The organism is Pseudomonas sp. 18-147 (genome assembly GCF_051048045.1).
Classification (GTDB): Bacteria; Pseudomonadota; Gammaproteobacteria; order Pseudomonadales; family Pseudomonadaceae; genus Pseudomonas; species Pseudomonas aeruginosa.
The window spans coordinates 1468520-1484272 of record NZ_CP182296.1; the positions used below are offsets into that span (position 1 = coordinate 1468520).

The 15753-nt window shown below is 65.5% G+C and carries 14 protein-coding genes; 10 read left to right on the top strand and 4 right to left on the bottom strand.

Features of this window, described 5'->3' with window-relative positions; genetic code table 11:
• Positions 1 to 69: 69 nt before the first annotated feature.
• On the top strand, positions 70 to 495 hold the full coding sequence (locus ACM0M4_RS07235; RefSeq protein ID WP_003092635.1) for an acyl-CoA thioesterase: 426 nt from the start codon (positions 70 to 72) through the stop codon (positions 493 to 495).
• Positions 496 to 564: 69 nt separating this feature from the next.
• On the opposite strand, the gene ACM0M4_RS07240 is transcribed toward ACM0M4_RS07235, so the two are convergent.
• Together ACM0M4_RS07240 and ACM0M4_RS07245 are read right to left on the bottom strand one after the other, a co-directional pair.
• Entirely contained in the window at positions 565 to 1251 is a 687-nt protein-coding gene (locus tag ACM0M4_RS07240; protein ID WP_003119314.1) for a hypothetical protein, read from the bottom strand.
• 112 nt (positions 1252 to 1363) lie between these two features.
• Positions 1364 to 3199 (bottom strand): cation:proton antiporter, encoded by a 1836-nt coding sequence (locus ACM0M4_RS07245; RefSeq protein WP_003100653.1) that lies wholly within the window; start codon positions 3197 to 3199, stop codon positions 1364 to 1366.
• Positions 3200 to 3413: 214 nt separating this feature from the next.
• Here ACM0M4_RS07245 and xerD point away from each other — a divergent pair, with 214 nt between their 5' ends.
• From xerD to thrC, 4 genes are all read left to right on the top strand, one after another.
• The gene (gene xerD / locus ACM0M4_RS07250; RefSeq protein WP_003092629.1) at positions 3414 to 4310 is read left to right on the top strand and encodes a site-specific tyrosine recombinase XerD; all 897 of its coding nucleotides are present in this window, start codon (positions 3414 to 3416) and stop codon (positions 4308 to 4310) included.
• A gap of 126 nt (positions 4311 to 4436) precedes the next feature.
• Positions 4437 to 5165 carry a bifunctional protein-disulfide isomerase/oxidoreductase DsbC gene (gene dsbC / locus ACM0M4_RS07255; protein WP_003092626.1) on the top strand — a complete coding sequence of 243 codons (729 nt, stop codon included), beginning with the start codon at positions 4437 to 4439 and terminating at the stop codon, positions 5163 to 5165.
• 213 nt (positions 5166 to 5378) lie between these two features.
• Entirely contained in the window at positions 5379 to 6683 is a 1305-nt protein-coding gene (locus ACM0M4_RS07260) for a homoserine dehydrogenase (RefSeq protein WP_003100657.1), read from the top strand.
• Positions 6684 to 6735: 52 nt separating this feature from the next.
• Positions 6736 to 8145 (top strand): threonine synthase, encoded by a 1410-nt coding sequence (thrC, locus tag ACM0M4_RS07265; protein WP_003092622.1) that lies wholly within the window; start codon positions 6736 to 6738, stop codon positions 8143 to 8145.
• Between the two features lie 53 nt (positions 8146 to 8198).
• Here thrC and ACM0M4_RS07270 read toward each other — a convergent pair whose 3' ends face one another.
• Complete coding sequence (locus ACM0M4_RS07270; protein ID WP_073652101.1) at positions 8199 to 9404, bottom strand: poly(ethylene terephthalate) hydrolase family protein; 1206 nt, start codon at positions 9402 to 9404, stop codon at positions 8199 to 8201.
• A gap of 112 nt (positions 9405 to 9516) precedes the next feature.
• On the opposite strand from ACM0M4_RS07270, the gene ACM0M4_RS07275 reads away from it, so the two are divergent.
• Positions 9517 to 9801, top strand: coding sequence for a DUF3509 domain-containing protein (locus tag ACM0M4_RS07275; RefSeq protein ID WP_003092618.1), 285 nt, complete (start codon positions 9517 to 9519; stop codon positions 9799 to 9801).
• Between the two features lie 184 nt (positions 9802 to 9985).
• Here ACM0M4_RS07275 and ACM0M4_RS07280 read toward each other — a convergent pair whose 3' ends face one another.
• On the bottom strand, positions 9986 to 11215 hold the full coding sequence (locus ACM0M4_RS07280; RefSeq protein ID WP_003143193.1) for a CaiB/BaiF CoA transferase family protein: 1230 nt from the start codon (positions 11213 to 11215) through the stop codon (positions 9986 to 9988).
• A gap of 304 nt (positions 11216 to 11519) precedes the next feature.
• On the opposite strand from ACM0M4_RS07280, the gene bacA reads away from it, so the two are divergent.
• Genes bacA through ACM0M4_RS07300 form a run of 4 tightly spaced genes read left to right on the top strand, consistent with a single transcriptional unit; the run spans position 11520 to position 15649 of the window.
• Positions 11520 to 12140 (top strand): biofilm formation regulator BacA, encoded by a 621-nt coding sequence (bacA, locus tag ACM0M4_RS07285; protein ID WP_003092612.1) that lies wholly within the window; start codon positions 11520 to 11522, stop codon positions 12138 to 12140.
• Positions 12141 to 12154: 14 nt separating this feature from the next.
• Complete coding sequence (locus tag ACM0M4_RS07290; RefSeq protein WP_003092609.1) at positions 12155 to 12850, top strand: PspA/IM30 family protein; 696 nt, start codon at positions 12155 to 12157, stop codon at positions 12848 to 12850.
• Positions 12851 to 12905: 55 nt separating this feature from the next.
• The gene (locus tag ACM0M4_RS07295; protein WP_003100672.1) at positions 12906 to 13547 is read left to right on the top strand and encodes a hypothetical protein; all 642 of its coding nucleotides are present in this window, start codon (positions 12906 to 12908) and stop codon (positions 13545 to 13547) included.
• A 35-nt stretch (positions 13548 to 13582) separates the two neighbouring features.
• Positions 13583 to 15649, top strand: a complete 2067-nt coding sequence (locus tag ACM0M4_RS07300; protein WP_003113833.1) for a flotillin family protein — start codon at positions 13583 to 13585, stop codon at positions 15647 to 15649.
• Positions 15650 to 15753 lie beyond the last annotated feature (104 nt).

A 15753-nucleotide genomic window follows, 5' to 3' on the forward strand; every position in this document is an offset into this window, starting at 1 on the left:
CCCACGGCAGCGCATAACCAGTACAACATCCGCGGCACCCAGGCAGCCACTCCATCCGGTATTCGTGGCATGACCCCCAGAGAGCAAGAAATCCTGCGTCGCACCGAGCTTTCCGAAACCCGTGTGACCAAGGCGGTATTCCCGCCCACCACCAATCACCACAACACCCTGTTCGGCGGGACTGCGCTGGCCTGGATGGACGAGGTCTCGTTCATCACCGCGACCCGTTTCTGCCGCCTGCCGCTGGTGACCGTTTCCACCGATCGCATCGACTTCAACCACCCGATCCCGGCGGGCTCGATCGTCGAACTGGTCGGACGGGTGGTCAAGGTCGGCAACACCAGCCTCAAGGTGGAGGTCGAGGTGTACCTGGAAAGCATGTACGCCGACGGTCGCGAGAAGGCCATACACGGCCTGTTCAGCTTCGTTGCCATCGACGACGAAAAGCGGCCGGTTCCGGTCCTGCCGGGGTTCCCGGCCAGCCAGGCGGCTTGAGACAGGCAGAAAGAAGGCACCCACGGGTGCCTTTTCCATATCCCCGGACGATCCGGCCCTGGGTTGGGATCAGGGCCGCAGGCTGATCTTCAGGGAGGCCTGGGACAGGTCGATCTGTTGCAGGCTGACGCTGCCGAACGTCTGCTCGCGCGGCGCGCCGGCAATGCGGATATTGTCGAAGCGCACCTCGCCGATACTGCTCGGCAGGCGCAGGTTGACCGAGCCGTCGGGGTTGAGCGTGCTTTGCGTCTTGCCGGTTTCGTAGCGAACGTCGCTCATCGAGGTTTCCGCCTCCAGGCTGTCGAGCATCGGCATCACCAGCTTCGCCAGTTGCTTCACCGCGGCCAGTCCGTCGCCGCCCTCGGCCTTCAGGAACAGGCCCTCGAGGCTTTCGTTGAGGCCCTGGGCGTTGACGTTGCTCATCTCGACGTCGGTCAGCGGACGCAGGTTCTTCGGCAGTTCCTGGCGGCTCATGGCCGCTGGCGGCTGCATACGCTGGATGTCGGCGCTGGCCATCTGGAACGGACTGAGCAGGGCGGCGACCAGGGTCGCGGCCAGGCGCAGGTTGGTCTGCTTCTTCAGCGCCTTCTTCAGTTGCCGTTCGCTCAGCAGGCCCTGCTCGATCAGGGTTTCGCCCAGGCGCTTGTGGTTGCTCAACTGCGCCTGGATCGCGGCGTCCAGTTGGGCGGCGCTAATCAGCCCCTTGTTGATCAGGATCTGGCCCAGGCGGGAATGTTGTTGATTGGACATGGTCATGGCCTGATGAAAAAAGAGGATGATGGCTAGATGCAATCATCCTCTTCGTGGGCTTCGTTTGTCACCCAACCTTGGATAGGGTGACGACGGTCTTTCGTCGGTTCGTTGAAGTCTAGTCGGCGATTTCCGTAGCCTGCGACTTGCTGACTGACGGTTCCGCGTCGATCAGCGACAGCAGCGTCCAGCCGGTGCCCGGCGCCAGCGTGGACTGTGGCGTGGCGACGTGCATCCTGCCGTTCGGATCGCGGGCGAACAGCAGGATCGCGGACTCGCCGTGCAGCGCCTGGTAGTCGTTCCAGCCGAAGGTGTCGGTGAGCAGGGTGGTGCGGATTTCGGCGCCGCGCGACAGCAGGCTGGCGAACTGCGCGTAGGTCAGCGGTCGCTGGCCAAGCGGACGGCCACGGTGTTCGTCGCTGGAGCGGTGCTTGTCGGTACGCTTGGCTTCCTGGCTGGTCGGCAGGCCGAACAGCTGGCGATGGCCAAACTCGTGGCGGAAGCGCATGGCCGCCAGGGTATTCAGCTCGCCGGCTGGAGAAACCCCCAGCAAATGCCCGATGCCGACCAGGTCGAGGTGGGCTTCGGCGTGCTGCGAGGTGGGATTGCCGAAATAGGTGGGCAGGTTGTCCATGCGGGCGGCGCGGATGTTTTCCCAGCTCGAATCAGTCAGCAGCACGCGGCTGCCGAGGCTCTTCAGGGCCTTGCCGATGGCGCGCCCAACCGGATTGGCGCCGACGATCAGGTAGCCGCTGGGCGAGGGCTCGGCGACCTTCAGCAGGCGCGCCAGGGGGCGGGCGGTGGCGCTTTGCAGGACCACCGTGCCGATGATCACCAGAAAGGTCAGCGGCACCAGCAGCGCCGCCTGGGCATGGCCTTCGGCGCTCAGGCGGATGGCGAAGATCGCCGAGACCGCCGCGGCGACGATCCCGCGCGGGGCGATCCAGCTGAGCAGGGCGCGCTCGCGCCAGCTCAGCGGCGAACCCCAGGTCGACAGCGCCACGTTCAGCGGCCGGGCGACGAACTGGATCAGCAGCAGCACCAGCAGCGCCGCCGGGCCCAGGCCGAGCAGGGCATTGATGTCCAGGCGCGCGGCCAGGAGGATGAACAGGCCGGAAATCAGCAGGACGCTGAGGTTTTCCTTGAAGTGCAGGATCTGCCGTACGTCGACGCCCTTCATGTTGGCCAGGCCCATGCCCATCAGGGTGACGGCGAGCAGTCCGGATTCGTGCATCACCCGGTTCGAGGCGATGAATACGCCCAGCACCGCGGCCAGCGTCGCCAGGTTGTGCAGGTAGTCCGGCAGCCAGTGGCGGCGCAGGACGATGCCCAGCGCCCAGCCGCCGAGGATGCCGAACAGGCTGCCGCAGAGGATCACTCCACCGAAGGTCTGCAGGCTGTGTAGCCAGCCATCGCCTTCGCCGCTGGAGATGATGAAGCTGTACACCACTACCGCCAGCAGGGCGCCGATGGGATCGATGACGATGCCTTCCCAGCGCAGGATGTTCGCCACCGCGGCCTTGGGCCGGACCACCCGCAGCATCGGAACGATCACCGTGGGCCCGGTGACCAGGGTCAGGGTGCCGAACAGCAGGGCCATTTCCCAGCTGAAGTCGAGCAGGTAGTGGGCGGCCAGGGCGATCACGCCCCAGGTCGAGAGCGCGCCGATGGTCACCATTCGGTGCACCACGGTGCCGATTTCCTTCCATTCGCTGAAATGCAGGGTCAGGCTGCCCTCGAAGAGGATCAGCGCCACTGCCAGGGATACCAGTGGGAACAGCAGGGGGCCGAACATCTCGTCCGGATCGAGCCAGCCGAGTAGCGGGCCGGCGACGATCCCGGACAGCAGCAGGAAAAGAATGGCTGGCAGGCGCAGGCGCCAGGCCAGCCATTGACTGAGCAGGGCGGCGGCACCGATGCCGCCGAGGGCGAGCAGGATAGCGTTCTGGTCCATCGAGGATTCCTTGTCAGCGTCGCTCCGCTCGTCCTGAGCCGGGGCGAACCATCGAGCCACATGGCTCCGCTTTTTCCCGCGGGCACGGGAAGCCGGCCGACCTCCTGTCGACCGGCCTGACTAACCATTACGTGGCGATGACGGCCAACGCTCGCGATAGCGCCCAGGCTATGAAAGACTAGCCGCGCTTTCATTTGGTTCGCAGCCTTCATCCATGAGTACCCTCGAACATCCCCTGATCGACCGTTTCCTCGATGCCCTGTGGCTGGAAAAAGGCCTTGCCGACAACACCCGCGAGGCTTATCGCAACGACCTCCAGCAGTTCAACGCCTGGCTCGATGGCCGCGGGCTGCGCCTGGAGGGCATCGGCCGCGACGCCATCCTCGATCACCTGGCCTGGCGCCTGGAACAGGGCTACAAGGCCCGCTCGACCGCGCGCTTCCTCTCCGGCCTGCGTGGCTTCTATCGCTATTGCCTGCGCGACGGCCTGATCGCCGAGGATCCCACCTTGCAGGTGGACCTGCCGCAACTGGGCAAGCCGTTGCCGAAATCCCTCTCCGAAGCGGACGTCGAGGCATTGCTGGCGGCGCCGGAAGTCGACGACCCGCTGGGCCTGCGCGATCGCACCATGCTCGAAGTGCTGTATGCCTGCGGCCTGCGGGTCAGCGAACTGGTCGGCCTGACCCTGGAGCAGGTCAACCTGCGCCAGGGCGTGGTCAAGGTGTTCGGCAAGGGCAGCAAGGAGCGCCTGGTGCCGCTCGGCGAGGAAGCCATCGGCTGGCTCGAACGCTACCTGCGCGAGGCCCGCGGCGACCTGCTCGGCGGGCGGCCCAGCGACGTGCTGTTCCCCAGCCTGCGCGGCGAACAGATGACCCGCCAGACCTTCTGGCATCGCATCAAGCATCACGCGCAGGTGGCGGCGATCGGCACGTCGATTTCGCCGCACACCCTGCGCCACGCCTTCGCCACCCACCTGCTCAACCATGGCGCCGACCTGCGGGTGGTGCAGATGCTGCTCGGCCACAGCGACCTGTCGACCACCCAGATCTATACCCATATCGCCCGGGCCCGCCTCCAGGATCTGCACGCACGCCACCACCCGCGAGGCTGACGCTTTGTCCGAAAAATCCGTACCTACCCGAAAAGAGGCGCTTTCGTAGCGTTCTGCGACAAGCGTCGGGCCCGTCGGGATAGCGGTCTATGGTAGGCTTCGCCGACCGCACGACAGGAGTGACACATGCGCGTGACCCGTTTTCTGGCTGCTGCCGCCCTCGGCCTGATGAGTACCCTGGCCCTGGCAGACAATGCCGATCAGAACATCCGCAAGACCCTGCAGGCCCTGCAACCGGACCTGCCTATCGACTCCATCGCCAGCAGCCCGCTGCAGGGGCTCTACCAGGTGCAGCTGAAGGGCGGCCGGGTGCTCTACGCCAGCGCCGACGGCCAGTTCGTCATGCAGGGCTACCTCTACCAGGTGAAGGACGGCAAGCCGGTCAACCTGACCGAGAAGGCCGAGAGCCAGGCGATCGCCAAGGCGATCAACGGCGTGCCCGCCAGCGAGATGGTGGTGTATCCGGCCAAGGGCCAGGCCAAGGCGCACATCACGGTGTTCACCGATACCACCTGCCCGTACTGCCAGAAGCTGCATGCCGAGGTGCCGGACCTGACCGAGCAGGGGATCGAGGTGCGCTACATGGCGTTCCCGCGCCAGGGGCCGCAGTCGGCGGGCGACAAGCAACTGCAGGCGGTCTGGTGTGCGAAGGAGCCGACCAAGGCGATGGACGCCATGATGAACGGCAAGGAGATCAAGTCTTCCGAGTGCAAGAACCCGGTCGACAAGCAGTTCCAGATGGGCCAGATGGTCGGGGTGCAGGGAACGCCGGCGATCGTCCTTGCCAATGGCCAGTTGCTCCCCGGCTACCAGCCGGCCAAGCAGTTGGCCAAGCTGGCGCTGGAGGCCAAATAGCGCCGGGTCTGCCGAACAATTGACTAATAAAGAGCCGCTTCGTAATGTGCGGCTCTTTTGTTTTCATCATTGGCGATTTCCGCCGCCCGCTGGCGGAATCCATCGCCAGGATGTGTCGTGGCCCGTACAGTGGTCGCGTCAACCTCGATTCGATCGGGGAACCATAGCAGGCCGGCGCGTCCGGCCGTCGTAGGTGAGATGGGGAGTTCCAGCGTGAAACCGGTCAAAGTAGGCATCTGTGGGTTGGGGACCGTCGGTGGCGGTACCTTCAATGTACTCAAACGCAACGCCGAGGAGATTGCCCGCCGTGCCGGGCGCGGTATCGAGGTTGCGCAGATCGCCGCCCGCCGGCCGAACCCGAAGTGCGATACCGGTGCGACCCCCATCACCGCCGATATCTTCGACGTAGCGTGCAATCCCGAGATCGACGTGGTCGTCGAGTTGATCGGCGGCTACACCCTGGCCCACGAGCTGGTGCTCAAGGCCATCGAGAACGGCAAGCACGTGGTCACCGCGAACAAGGCGCTGATCGCCGTGCACGGCAACGAGATCTTCGCCAAGGCCCGCGAGAAGGGCGTGATCGTCGCCTTCGAGGCCGCTGTCGCCGGCGGCATCCCGGTGATCAAGGCGATCCGCGAGGGGCTGTCGGCCAACCGCATCAACTGGCTGGCCGGGATCATCAACGGTACCGGCAACTTCATCCTCAGCGAAATGCGCGAGAAGGGCCGTACCTTCCCCGACGTGCTCGCCGAGGCCCAGGCCCTGGGCTATGCCGAGGCCGACCCGACCTTCGACGTGGAAGGCATCGACGCCGCCCACAAGCTGACCATCCTCGCCTCGATCGCCTTCGGCATTCCGCTGCAGTTCGACAAGGCCTACACCGAAGGCATCTCGAAGCTGACCAGCGCCGACGTCAACTACGCCGACGCCCTCGGCTATCGCATCAAGCACCTGGGCGTGGCGCGTCGCACCGAGAGCGGCTTCGAGCTGCGCGTGCACCCGACCCTGATTCCCTCGGATCGCCTGATCGCCAACGTCAACGGCGTGATGAACGCGGTGATGGTCAACGGCGACGCCGTAGGCTCGACCCTCTACTACGGCGCCGGTGCCGGAATGGAGCCGACCGCTTCCTCGGTGGTGGCCGACCTCGTCGACGTGGTCCGCGCCATGACCTCCGATCCGGAGAACCGCGTACCGCACCTGGCGTTCCAGCCGGACGCGCTGTCCGACCACCCGATCCTGCCGATCGAAGCCTGCGAAAGCGCCTACTACCTGCGCATCCAGGCCAAGGACCACCCGGGCGTACTGGCCCAGGTGGCCACCATCCTGTCCGAGCGCGGCATCAACATCGAATCGATCATGCAGAAGGAGGCCGAGGAACAGGACGGCCTGGTGCCGATGATCCTGGTTACCCACCGGGTCATCGAACAACGCATCAACGATGCCATCGCCGCCCTGGAAGCGCTGGAAGGCGTGTCCGGGCCGGTGGTCCGCATCCGTGTCGAACAACTGAATTGATCGAACGCCGGGCGCCGCTCGCGGGCCCGCGTCAACAGCGAAGGTTTTGAACATGCGTTACATCAGCACCCGCGGCCAAGCGCCCGCCCTGAACTTCGAAGATGTCCTCCTCGCCGGCCTGGCCAGCGACGGCGGCCTCTACGTCCCGGAAAACCTGCCACGCTTCACCCTCGAGGAGATCGCCTCCTGGGTCGGCCTGCCCTACCACGAGCTGGCCTTCCGGGTGATGCGCCCGTTCGTCGCCGGCAGCATCGCCGATGCCGACTTCAAGAAGATCCTCGAGGAAACCTATGGCGTCTTCGCCCATGACGCAGTGGCGCCGCTGCGCCAGTTGAACGGCAACGAATGGGTGCTGGAGCTGTTCCACGGCCCGACCCTGGCCTTCAAGGACTTCGCCCTGCAACTGCTCGGCCGCCTGCTCGACCATGTGCTGGCCAAGCGCGGCGAGCGCGTGGTGATCATGGGGGCCACCTCCGGCGATACCGGCTCCGCGGCCATCGAAGGCTGCCGCCGTTGCGACAACGTCGACATCTTCATCATGCACCCGCACAACCGCGTGTCCGAGGTGCAGCGCCGGCAGATGACCACCATCCTCGGCGACAACATCCACAACATCGCCATCGAAGGCAACTTCGATGACTGCCAGGAGATGGTCAAGGCCAGCTTCGCCGACCAGGGCTTCCTCAAGGGTACCCGCCTGGTAGCGGTGAACTCGATCAACTGGGCGCGGATCATGGCCCAGATCGTCTACTACTTCCATGCCGCGCTGCAGCTCGGCGCGCCGCATCGCTCGGTGGCGTTCTCGGTGCCGACCGGCAACTTCGGCGACATCTTCGCCGGCTACCTGGCGCGCAACATGGGCCTGCCGGTCAGCCAGCTGATCGTCGCGACCAACCGCAACGACATCCTGCACCGCTTCATGAGCGGTAATCGCTACGACAAGGACACCCTGCATCCCTCGCTGTCGCCGTCGATGGATATCATGGTCTCGTCCAACTTCGAACGCCTGTTGTTCGACCTGCACGGCCGCAACGGCAAGGCCGTCGCCGAACTGCTGGATGCCTTCAAGGCCAGCGGCAAGCTGTCGGTGGAAGACCAGCGCTGGACCGAGGCGCGCAAGCTGTTCGACTCCCTGGCGGTCAGCGACGAGCAGACCTGCGAGACCATCGCCGAGGTATACCGCTCCTGTGGCGAGTTGCTCGACCCGCACACCGCCATTGGCGTGCGTGCCGCCCGCGAATGCCGGCGCAGCCTGAGCGTGCCGATGGTGACCCTGGGCACTGCGCATCCGGTCAAGTTCCCCGAAGCGGTGGAGAAGGCCGGCATCGGCCAGGCGCCGGCGCTGCCTGCGCACCTCGCCGACCTGTTCGAGCGCGAGGAGCGCTGCACCGTATTGCCGAACGAGCTGGCCAAGGTACAGGCCTTCGTCAGCCAGCACGGCAATCGCGGCAAGCCGCTCTGAGCCTGTCGTGAAAGGAAGAAGCCCGCCTTGATGGCGGGCTTTTTCATGTCTTCTCAAAGGGCAGCGGCGAGTTTGTTGCGCGAGGGGCGGAGCAGCCTCAGTGGATCGTTGAACTGGATGTCGCTGGCCAGCTTGTAGTAGCGCCCGACGAAATAGTCGCGGGCCTGGGCATCGTTCTTTCCCTGGTACAGCACCCAGGCGACGCTGATGCCGGCGAACTCGTTGTACTCGATCTGTCGCAGCGGGCTGAAGTGGGTCGCCGTGGTGGCCGTGGCGCCCCAGGCGGGCACGTCGCGGATCAACGGGCCCTGCCAGAGGATCGGCCAACTGAGCGGCGGCACGACCACATCGGCCAGTCCGGTCAGCAGCAGGGTCGGGGTCTTTACCGTGGAACCGATGGCCAGGGGGCCTGGCTCGATCGGCAGGGCGCCGACCAGCTTCAACCGTGGCTCGATGAGTTGCAGGGCTTGTGCAGAGAGGCTGGCGCTCTGCAGTGTGGCCTGGCCGCCGGCGGAGTGCCCGGCGACCAGCGTCCGGGAAAAGTCGGCCCGGCCATGCAGGGCCGAGGCCGGGTCCCTGTCCAGTTTCGCGACCTCAAGGATGCCGAGGGCGTGCATCAGCGGGAAGGAATTGATGAAGTCGGAGGAGATCACCACGATGAAGCCGTGGCTGGCCCACAGTTTCATCAGTTCGTGATAGTTGCCGGCGTTGGAAAGTATGCCGCCGACGAAAGTGATGACCGGAAACTTGGCGTCGGACGCGGCGATGTCCGCCGGATAGTAGACGCTGGTACTGATCGGGCTGGCGAAGCCATAGGGGAAAGCCTCGTTGCAGCGGATCGAGCCGTCCAGCAGGACGATCCTGGCGATGGTCCCGACGAAGCCACGACAATCGGCGAGCACGGCGGTGCTGGCGATCTCGGTGTCGGCGACCGGACGCGCGTACTGGTCGTTGGCCAGGCCGACGGCGCCGAACAGCAGCGAGCCCTGTGCCGTGCCGGCGGCGAATGCCAGCGCGAGGATGAAGGCGCGCCAGGCGCCGCGGGGGGATGCGAAGGCAGTCATGAGATCCTCGCTGTTCGATGCGCAGGGGGAAGTCTCGTTGTTACTGCCTGACGGACGCGCCGGATACTGCAATTTCAAGCAGGTGAAGGCGTTGCGCGAGGGTGGGATGGTTGGAGTTTTTCCCGGTGCTTCCCTTATAGCGGGCTGATCGTTGCGTTGGCCTGGTTCGGCTCGAATGGCTATTTGCGCCGGCACGTGGCCTTTCGCCAGATGCTGCCGTTAGTCCGGTAAATGCTTGCATCGACGAACCCTATTCGCGTTTTTTCGGTCTTTGACGAGTCTTATTCGTCGAAACAGGAGACCTGATTTGGACAGCCTGAAGCAACGACTGGCCGATGCCTTCGCTCCCCATCCCTTCACCCTCAGCCAGCCCCGGCCCGATGGCGGACGGGTGGTCACGCTGGTCGATCCGCAGGGGGAAACCCTGTTGCAGCGGGTCATCGCCAAGGTGCAGTTGAACGACGAAAGCTATCTCGAGGATGCCGTGCAGACCATTCGCCGGGAATTGCAGGTGCTGGTCGGGCGGATGGAGGAAGACGTGCTGGCGACCTTCCGCGAGCGGGATCACGTGCTGCTGTATTCGTCGCGCTAGCACCGTCTCGTTCGAGGGCGCGTTGCGCATCGGGCGGTCAGGCCGAAGGCGCGCGCCGGTGCAGCGGCTCTTGCCGGATGGCGCCATGCTTGTGGAAGCGTGCGGATAACCCCCTCTCCCTGGCTGGATAGGGGAGAGGGGCCGCCCTGTCCGCGGAGCACCGATGAAGGGCTCCGCGTACCGTTCAGATGGCGCCTTCCCGGCGCAGGGCGGCGATGCCCTCGCTGTCGTAGCCCAGCTCGGCGAGCAGGGCATCGGTATGCTCGCCCAGTTCCGGGCCTACCCAATCCGCCGAGCCTGGCGTGGCGGACAGCTTGGGCACGATGCCAGGCATGCGGAATGGCTTGCCGTCCGGCAAGCGTGCCGAGAGGAACATCTCGCGGGCAAGGAATTGCGGATCGCGGAACATGTCTTCGGCGGAGTAGATTCGGCTGGCCGGGACTTCGGCTCGCGCCAGCACCGCCAGCACTTCCTCCAGGGGCTGCGAGGCGACCCAGCGGTCGATAACCCCATAGAGTTCGTCGCGGCGCGCATCGCGCCCGTCGTTGCTGGCCAGTTGCGGGTCGCTGGCCAGGTCGTCGCGGCCGATGGCCTGCATGAAGCGGCGGAAGATCGCGTCGCCGTTGGCGCCGATCTGTACGTGGCGGCCATCGGCGCTGGTGTGGATGGAGGAGGGGGTGATGCCCGGCATGATGTTGCCGGTGCGCTCGCGGATGAAACCGAACACGTCGAATTCCGGAACCATGCTTTCCATCATGGCGAAGATCGCCTCGTAGAGGGCGACGTCGACCATCTGTCCCTCGCCGCCGTTGACCTCGCGGTGTCGCAGCGCCATCAGCGCGCCGATCACGCCCCACAGGGCGGCGATCGAGTCGCCGATGGAAATCCCGGTGCGAACCGGCGGGCGGTCCTCGAAGCCGGTAATGTAGCGCAGTCCGCCCATCGACTCGCCGACCGCGCCGAAGCCCGGCTGGTCCTTGTAGGGGCCGGTCTGGCCGAAGCCCGACAGGCGCACCATCACCAGGCGCGGGTTCAGCGCGTGGAGGACATCCCAGCCCAGGCCGAGCTTTTCCAGTACGCCGGGGCGGAAGTTCTCGATCAGGATGTCGGCATCGCCGAGCAGGCGTTTCAGGATCGCCTGGCCTTCGGCGTGCTTGAGATTGAGGGTCAGGGATTTCTTGTTGCGTGCCTGAACGAACCACCACAGCGAGGTGCCTTCGTAGAGCTTGCGCCACTTGCGCAGTGGATCGCCGCCGTCGGGCGACTCGATCTTGATCACTTCGGCGCCGAACTCGGCGCAGATCCGCGAGGCGAAAGGGCCGGCGATCAGGGTGCCGAGCTCGACCACCTTCAGGCCGGCCAGCGGTTTGGGCGAATGTTCCATGCGGTGTCCGTCAGGCTGCAGTGTGCGCATAGCCTAGAGCATTTGCCGGCGGTGCGGGCGGGTGCCGCGGTAGGGTGAGACGTTTCCCGTTTTTTCCCGATATGCCCGGCGGTCCTTCAATTCCTTTTGCATAGAGGGTTTAATGCGGGAGTCGATACAGGATGTAGCGCGCCAGACACCGAGCCAGGGAGGCCCCTCGTGCCATTTCTTTCTCTCTTTCCTCCCCGTGTTTCTTTTCCATGCTCCGGCCGGCCCGGCGTAGATATGCGCGTGCGTTGGATTTTATTACATGTGAGCTGTTGAAATCTTACATGTGATCTCGTAGTGTGAGTCCATGCAACGGAAATCATCAGCCCATTATCAGCGTGTCTTTCGCCAGCGCCTGCGCGAGCAGGGCCTGGTGAAGAAGGAAGTCTGGATCTTGCCGGAGAACGCCGCGGCGCTCGCCGGCATCGAGCGGATGCTGCGTCGCCCGGCTGCCGGAGCGGCTCATTTGGAGAAGGAGGAAGACATGACGGAAGCCCGGGTATGGAACGCTCGCTCGCTGGCCGAGGCCCTGAGCGGCACCGAGCTGTTCAGCAGCGGCGAGGCCCAGATCGAGCTGATCGAGGGGGCGGAAGCGAGTCTCTATGTGATCATGCGCGAATACGGCGACCTGCCGGTGTTCGTCGCGCCCCAGGGCGAGCAGATCATCGTCGAGGCGCTGCTCTGGCCGGAAAGCGACGTTACCGACGCGACCGCCTTCAACGAAGAGGTCCTGCTCAGCCGGCAACTGTTCCCGCTGTCGAGCATCGGCCTGCTCAACCTGCCGGGCGAGGAGCGCTGCTACAGCATGTTCGGCGCGTTGAGCACGACTTCGTCGCTGGCCAGCGTGCTGCACGAAATCGAAACCCTGGCCGGCAACGTGATCCGCGCCACGGAAGTCTACGCCGGCTACCTGAAAGCCCGGGCCTGAGGGAGGACACCATCATGACGGTATGGAGCAAGCTGCTGAGCGCCCTGCGCGGCGGAGCCAACGAGGTTGGCGAGGCGATCGTCGACAGCCAGGCGCTGCGCATCCTCGACCAGGAGATCCGCGACGCCGACGTCGAACTGCGCAAGTCGCGGGAAGCGCTGGCCTCGATCATGGCCCGCCACCGCCTGGCCCAGGAGCGCGTCGAGAAGGGCGCGGCCCAGGTCGCCGAGTACGAGCAATACGCGATCAAGGCACTGGAGGCCGGCAACGAGGAGCTGGCCCGGGAGGTCGCGGAGAAGATCGCGACCCTGGAGAACCAGCTCGAGGGCGAGCGTGCCCAGGTCGCGGAATTCGCCGCCAGCGTAGCCCAGTTGCGCAAGTCGGTGAGCCAGGCCGAGGGCAACATCCGCCAGCTCAAGCAACAGGTGGATACGGTCAAGGCCACCGAGAGCGTGCAGAAGGCGCAGATGGCCGTTGCCCAGCGCTACGGCAACTCGAAGAGCAAGCTGCAGACCGCGGTGGACTCCCTGGAGCGGATCAAGCAGCGCCAGGCCGAACGCGCGGCGACCATGGATGCCGCGGCCGAACTGGCCAGCGCGGCGGCGCCGGACGATGCGCTGGACGCCAAGCTGCGCGCGGCTGGGATCAAGGCCTCGGGCAACAGCGTGGATGGCGTGCTGGCGCGCCTGAAGGAAAAGGGCAAGGCCTGATAGGCCCGCGGCCCGGCGAAGGCGTCCGGGCCCGTTTTTCAGGGATAGAGCGACAATGGAAGGTTTCCTGCAGACGGCGCTGTCGTTCCCGACCGTGCTGTTCAGCTTTCTTCTGATCCTAGCGATCATCTACTGGGGCATCGTCGCCCTGGGCATGGTCGAGATCGATGTGCTCGATCTCGACGCCGAGTCGGTCGTCGATGGCGCCGGCCAGGCCGAAGGCCTCGCCGCGCTGCTGGCGAAGCTGAAACTCAACGGCGTACCGGTCACCCTGGTGCTGACCCTGCTGTCCTTCTTCGCCTGGTTCCTCTGCTACTTCGTCCAGCTGTGGCTGCTCAGCGCATTGCCGCTCGGCTGGCTGCGCTACCCGTTGGGCGCCGTGGTGGCGGTGGGCGCGCTGTTCCTGGCGGCGCCGCTGGCGGCCACGCTGTGCCGGCCGTTGCGGCCGCTGTTCCGCAAGCTGGAAAGCACCAGCAGCAAGTCGGTGCTGGGCCAGGTCGCGGTGGTGCGCAGCGGGCGGGTCACCCTGCAACATGGCGAGGCGTTGCTGGAAGACGGCGGCGCCGGGCTGATCCTGAAAGTTCGTGCGGAAGAAAACAAAGGCTTCAAGCGCGGCGATCGCGTCGTGCTGCTGGAGTACCTAGAGGCGGAGCACGCCTATCGGGTCGTTACCGAGGAAGAGTTCCGCGGTATCTGACCCGGGCTCGGTGAGAATCAAGGAGAACTGCTGCTATGGATATGACGTCGCTGATGCCCCTCCTGCTGGGAGTGGGCCTGGTTGTTCTGCTGGTCGTGGGCCTGCTGGCCCTGTTCAAGGCCTTCTACATCAAGGTCCCGCAAGGCACCGCGCTGATCGTCAACGACATGTCGTCGACGCCCAAGGTGCATTTCACCGGTGCGCTGGTCTATCCGGTGATCCACCTGAAGGAGTTCATGCGCATCTCGCTGATCACCCTGGAGGTCGACCGGCGCGGCAAGGACGGCCTGATCTGCCGCGACAACATGCGCGCGGACATCACCGTTGCCTTCTACCTGCGGGTCAACGAGACCCAGGACGACGTGCTCAAGGTGGCCAAGGCCATCGGCGTCGACCGTGCTTCCGACCGTTCGGCGGTGAACGAGCTGTTCAATGCCAAGTTCTCCGAGGCGCTGAAGACCGTCGGCAAGCAGTTCGACTTCGTCCAGCTGTTCGAGAATCGCCAGGACTTCCGTGACCGCATCATCGAGGTGATCGGCAACGACCTGAACGGCTACGTCCTGGAAGACGTCGCCATCGACTACCTGGAGCAGACCGCGAAGAACTCGCTGGACCCGAGCAACATCCTCGATGCCGAGGGCATCCGCAAGATCACCGAGCTGACCGCCACCCAGAACGTCATCACCAACGAACTGGAGCGCAACGAAGAGCTGGCGATCAAGAAGAAGAACGTCGAGACCCGCGAGGCGGCCCTGGCCCTGGAGCGCCAGCAGGCTGACGCCGAGGCCCGGCAGAAGCGCGAGATCGAGACCATCCGTGCCCGCGAGGAAGCGGAAACCGCGCGGGTCAAGGAAGAGGAGCGGCTGAAGGCCGAGCAGGCGCGGATCCAGGCGCAGCAGGAAATCGACGTGCGCACCGAGAACCACCAGCGCGAGGTCGAGGTGGCGCAGCAGAACCGCCAGCGCGCGGTGGTCATCGAGGTGGAGAAGGTCACCCGCGCCAAGGACCTGGAGATCGTCGCCCGCGAGCGTGAGGTGGAGCTGCAGAAGATCGAGAAGGAAAAGGCGCTGGAAGAGCAGCGCAAGAACATCGCCAATGTGATTCGCGAGCGCGTCGCGGTGGAAAAGACCGTGGCCCAGGAGGAGGAGCGGATCAAGGAGGTGCGCGAGGTTTCCGAGGCCGAGCGGGTCAAGCAGGTGATCCTGCTGCAGGCCCAGGCGGAAGCCGAGCAGGAGCTGGTACGCCAGGTCAAGCAGGCGGAAGCCGACGAGGCCCGCTCCAAGCACAAGGCGGTGGAAATCAACACCATGGCGCAGGCCGAGCTGGAAGCGGCGTCGAAGCAGGCCGAGGCGAAGAAGCGTCTGGCCGAGGGCATCGAGGCCGAGCGCGCAGCGCCGGGACTGGCCGATGCGCGGGTGCTGGAAGTCACCGCTGCGGCTAAGGAAAAGGATGGCTTGGCAGCGGCGCGGGTACGTGCCGAACAACTGATCGCCGAAGCCAGGGGCGACGAGGAGCGCGGCCTGGCCGACGCCCGGGTGCTCGAGGCGCAGGCCGCAGCCAAGGAGAAGGACGGCCTGGCCGAAGCCAAGGTGCTGGCCGAGAAGCTCGGCGCCCAGGCGCGCGGCGAGGAGCAGCTCGGCGCGGCCAAGGCCAAGGCCACCAAGGACCAGGGCAGCGCGGAAGCGGAAGTACTGCTGCAGCGCCTGAATGCCGAGGCCGAGGGGCTTGGCAAGAAGTTCGGCGCCCTGGATGCCCTCAGCGACAGCGCTCGCCAGCACGAAGAGTTCCGCATGCAGCTGGAGAAGAGCTTCGAGGAGGCCATGGCGGCCATCGCCGCGAACAAGGACATCGCCAAGGACCAGGCCGAGGTGCTCGCCACCGCGCTGGGCAAGGCGAACATCGAGATCGTCGGCGGCGAGGGCGACTTCTTCAACTCCTTCGCCAAGTCGCTGTCGGTGGGCAAGGCCATCGAAGGTGTGGTCGGCAAGAGCCCGGTGGTGCAGGACGTCCTCGCCCGCCTGCTCAACGGCCGTGGCGCAGCCGCTGCGGTGATGCCGGAACGCAAGAGCGGCCACGAGAACGAGCCGGCGGCGGAAGTCTGAGTCGACCCGCAGCCTCCTCCGCCAACTGCGGAGGCGTTCCGCCCGCGCCCTGAGCGGCGCAGCCCCTGGCGTGGCCTGTTGGCTGCGCCCGGGGCAGGCCGCTC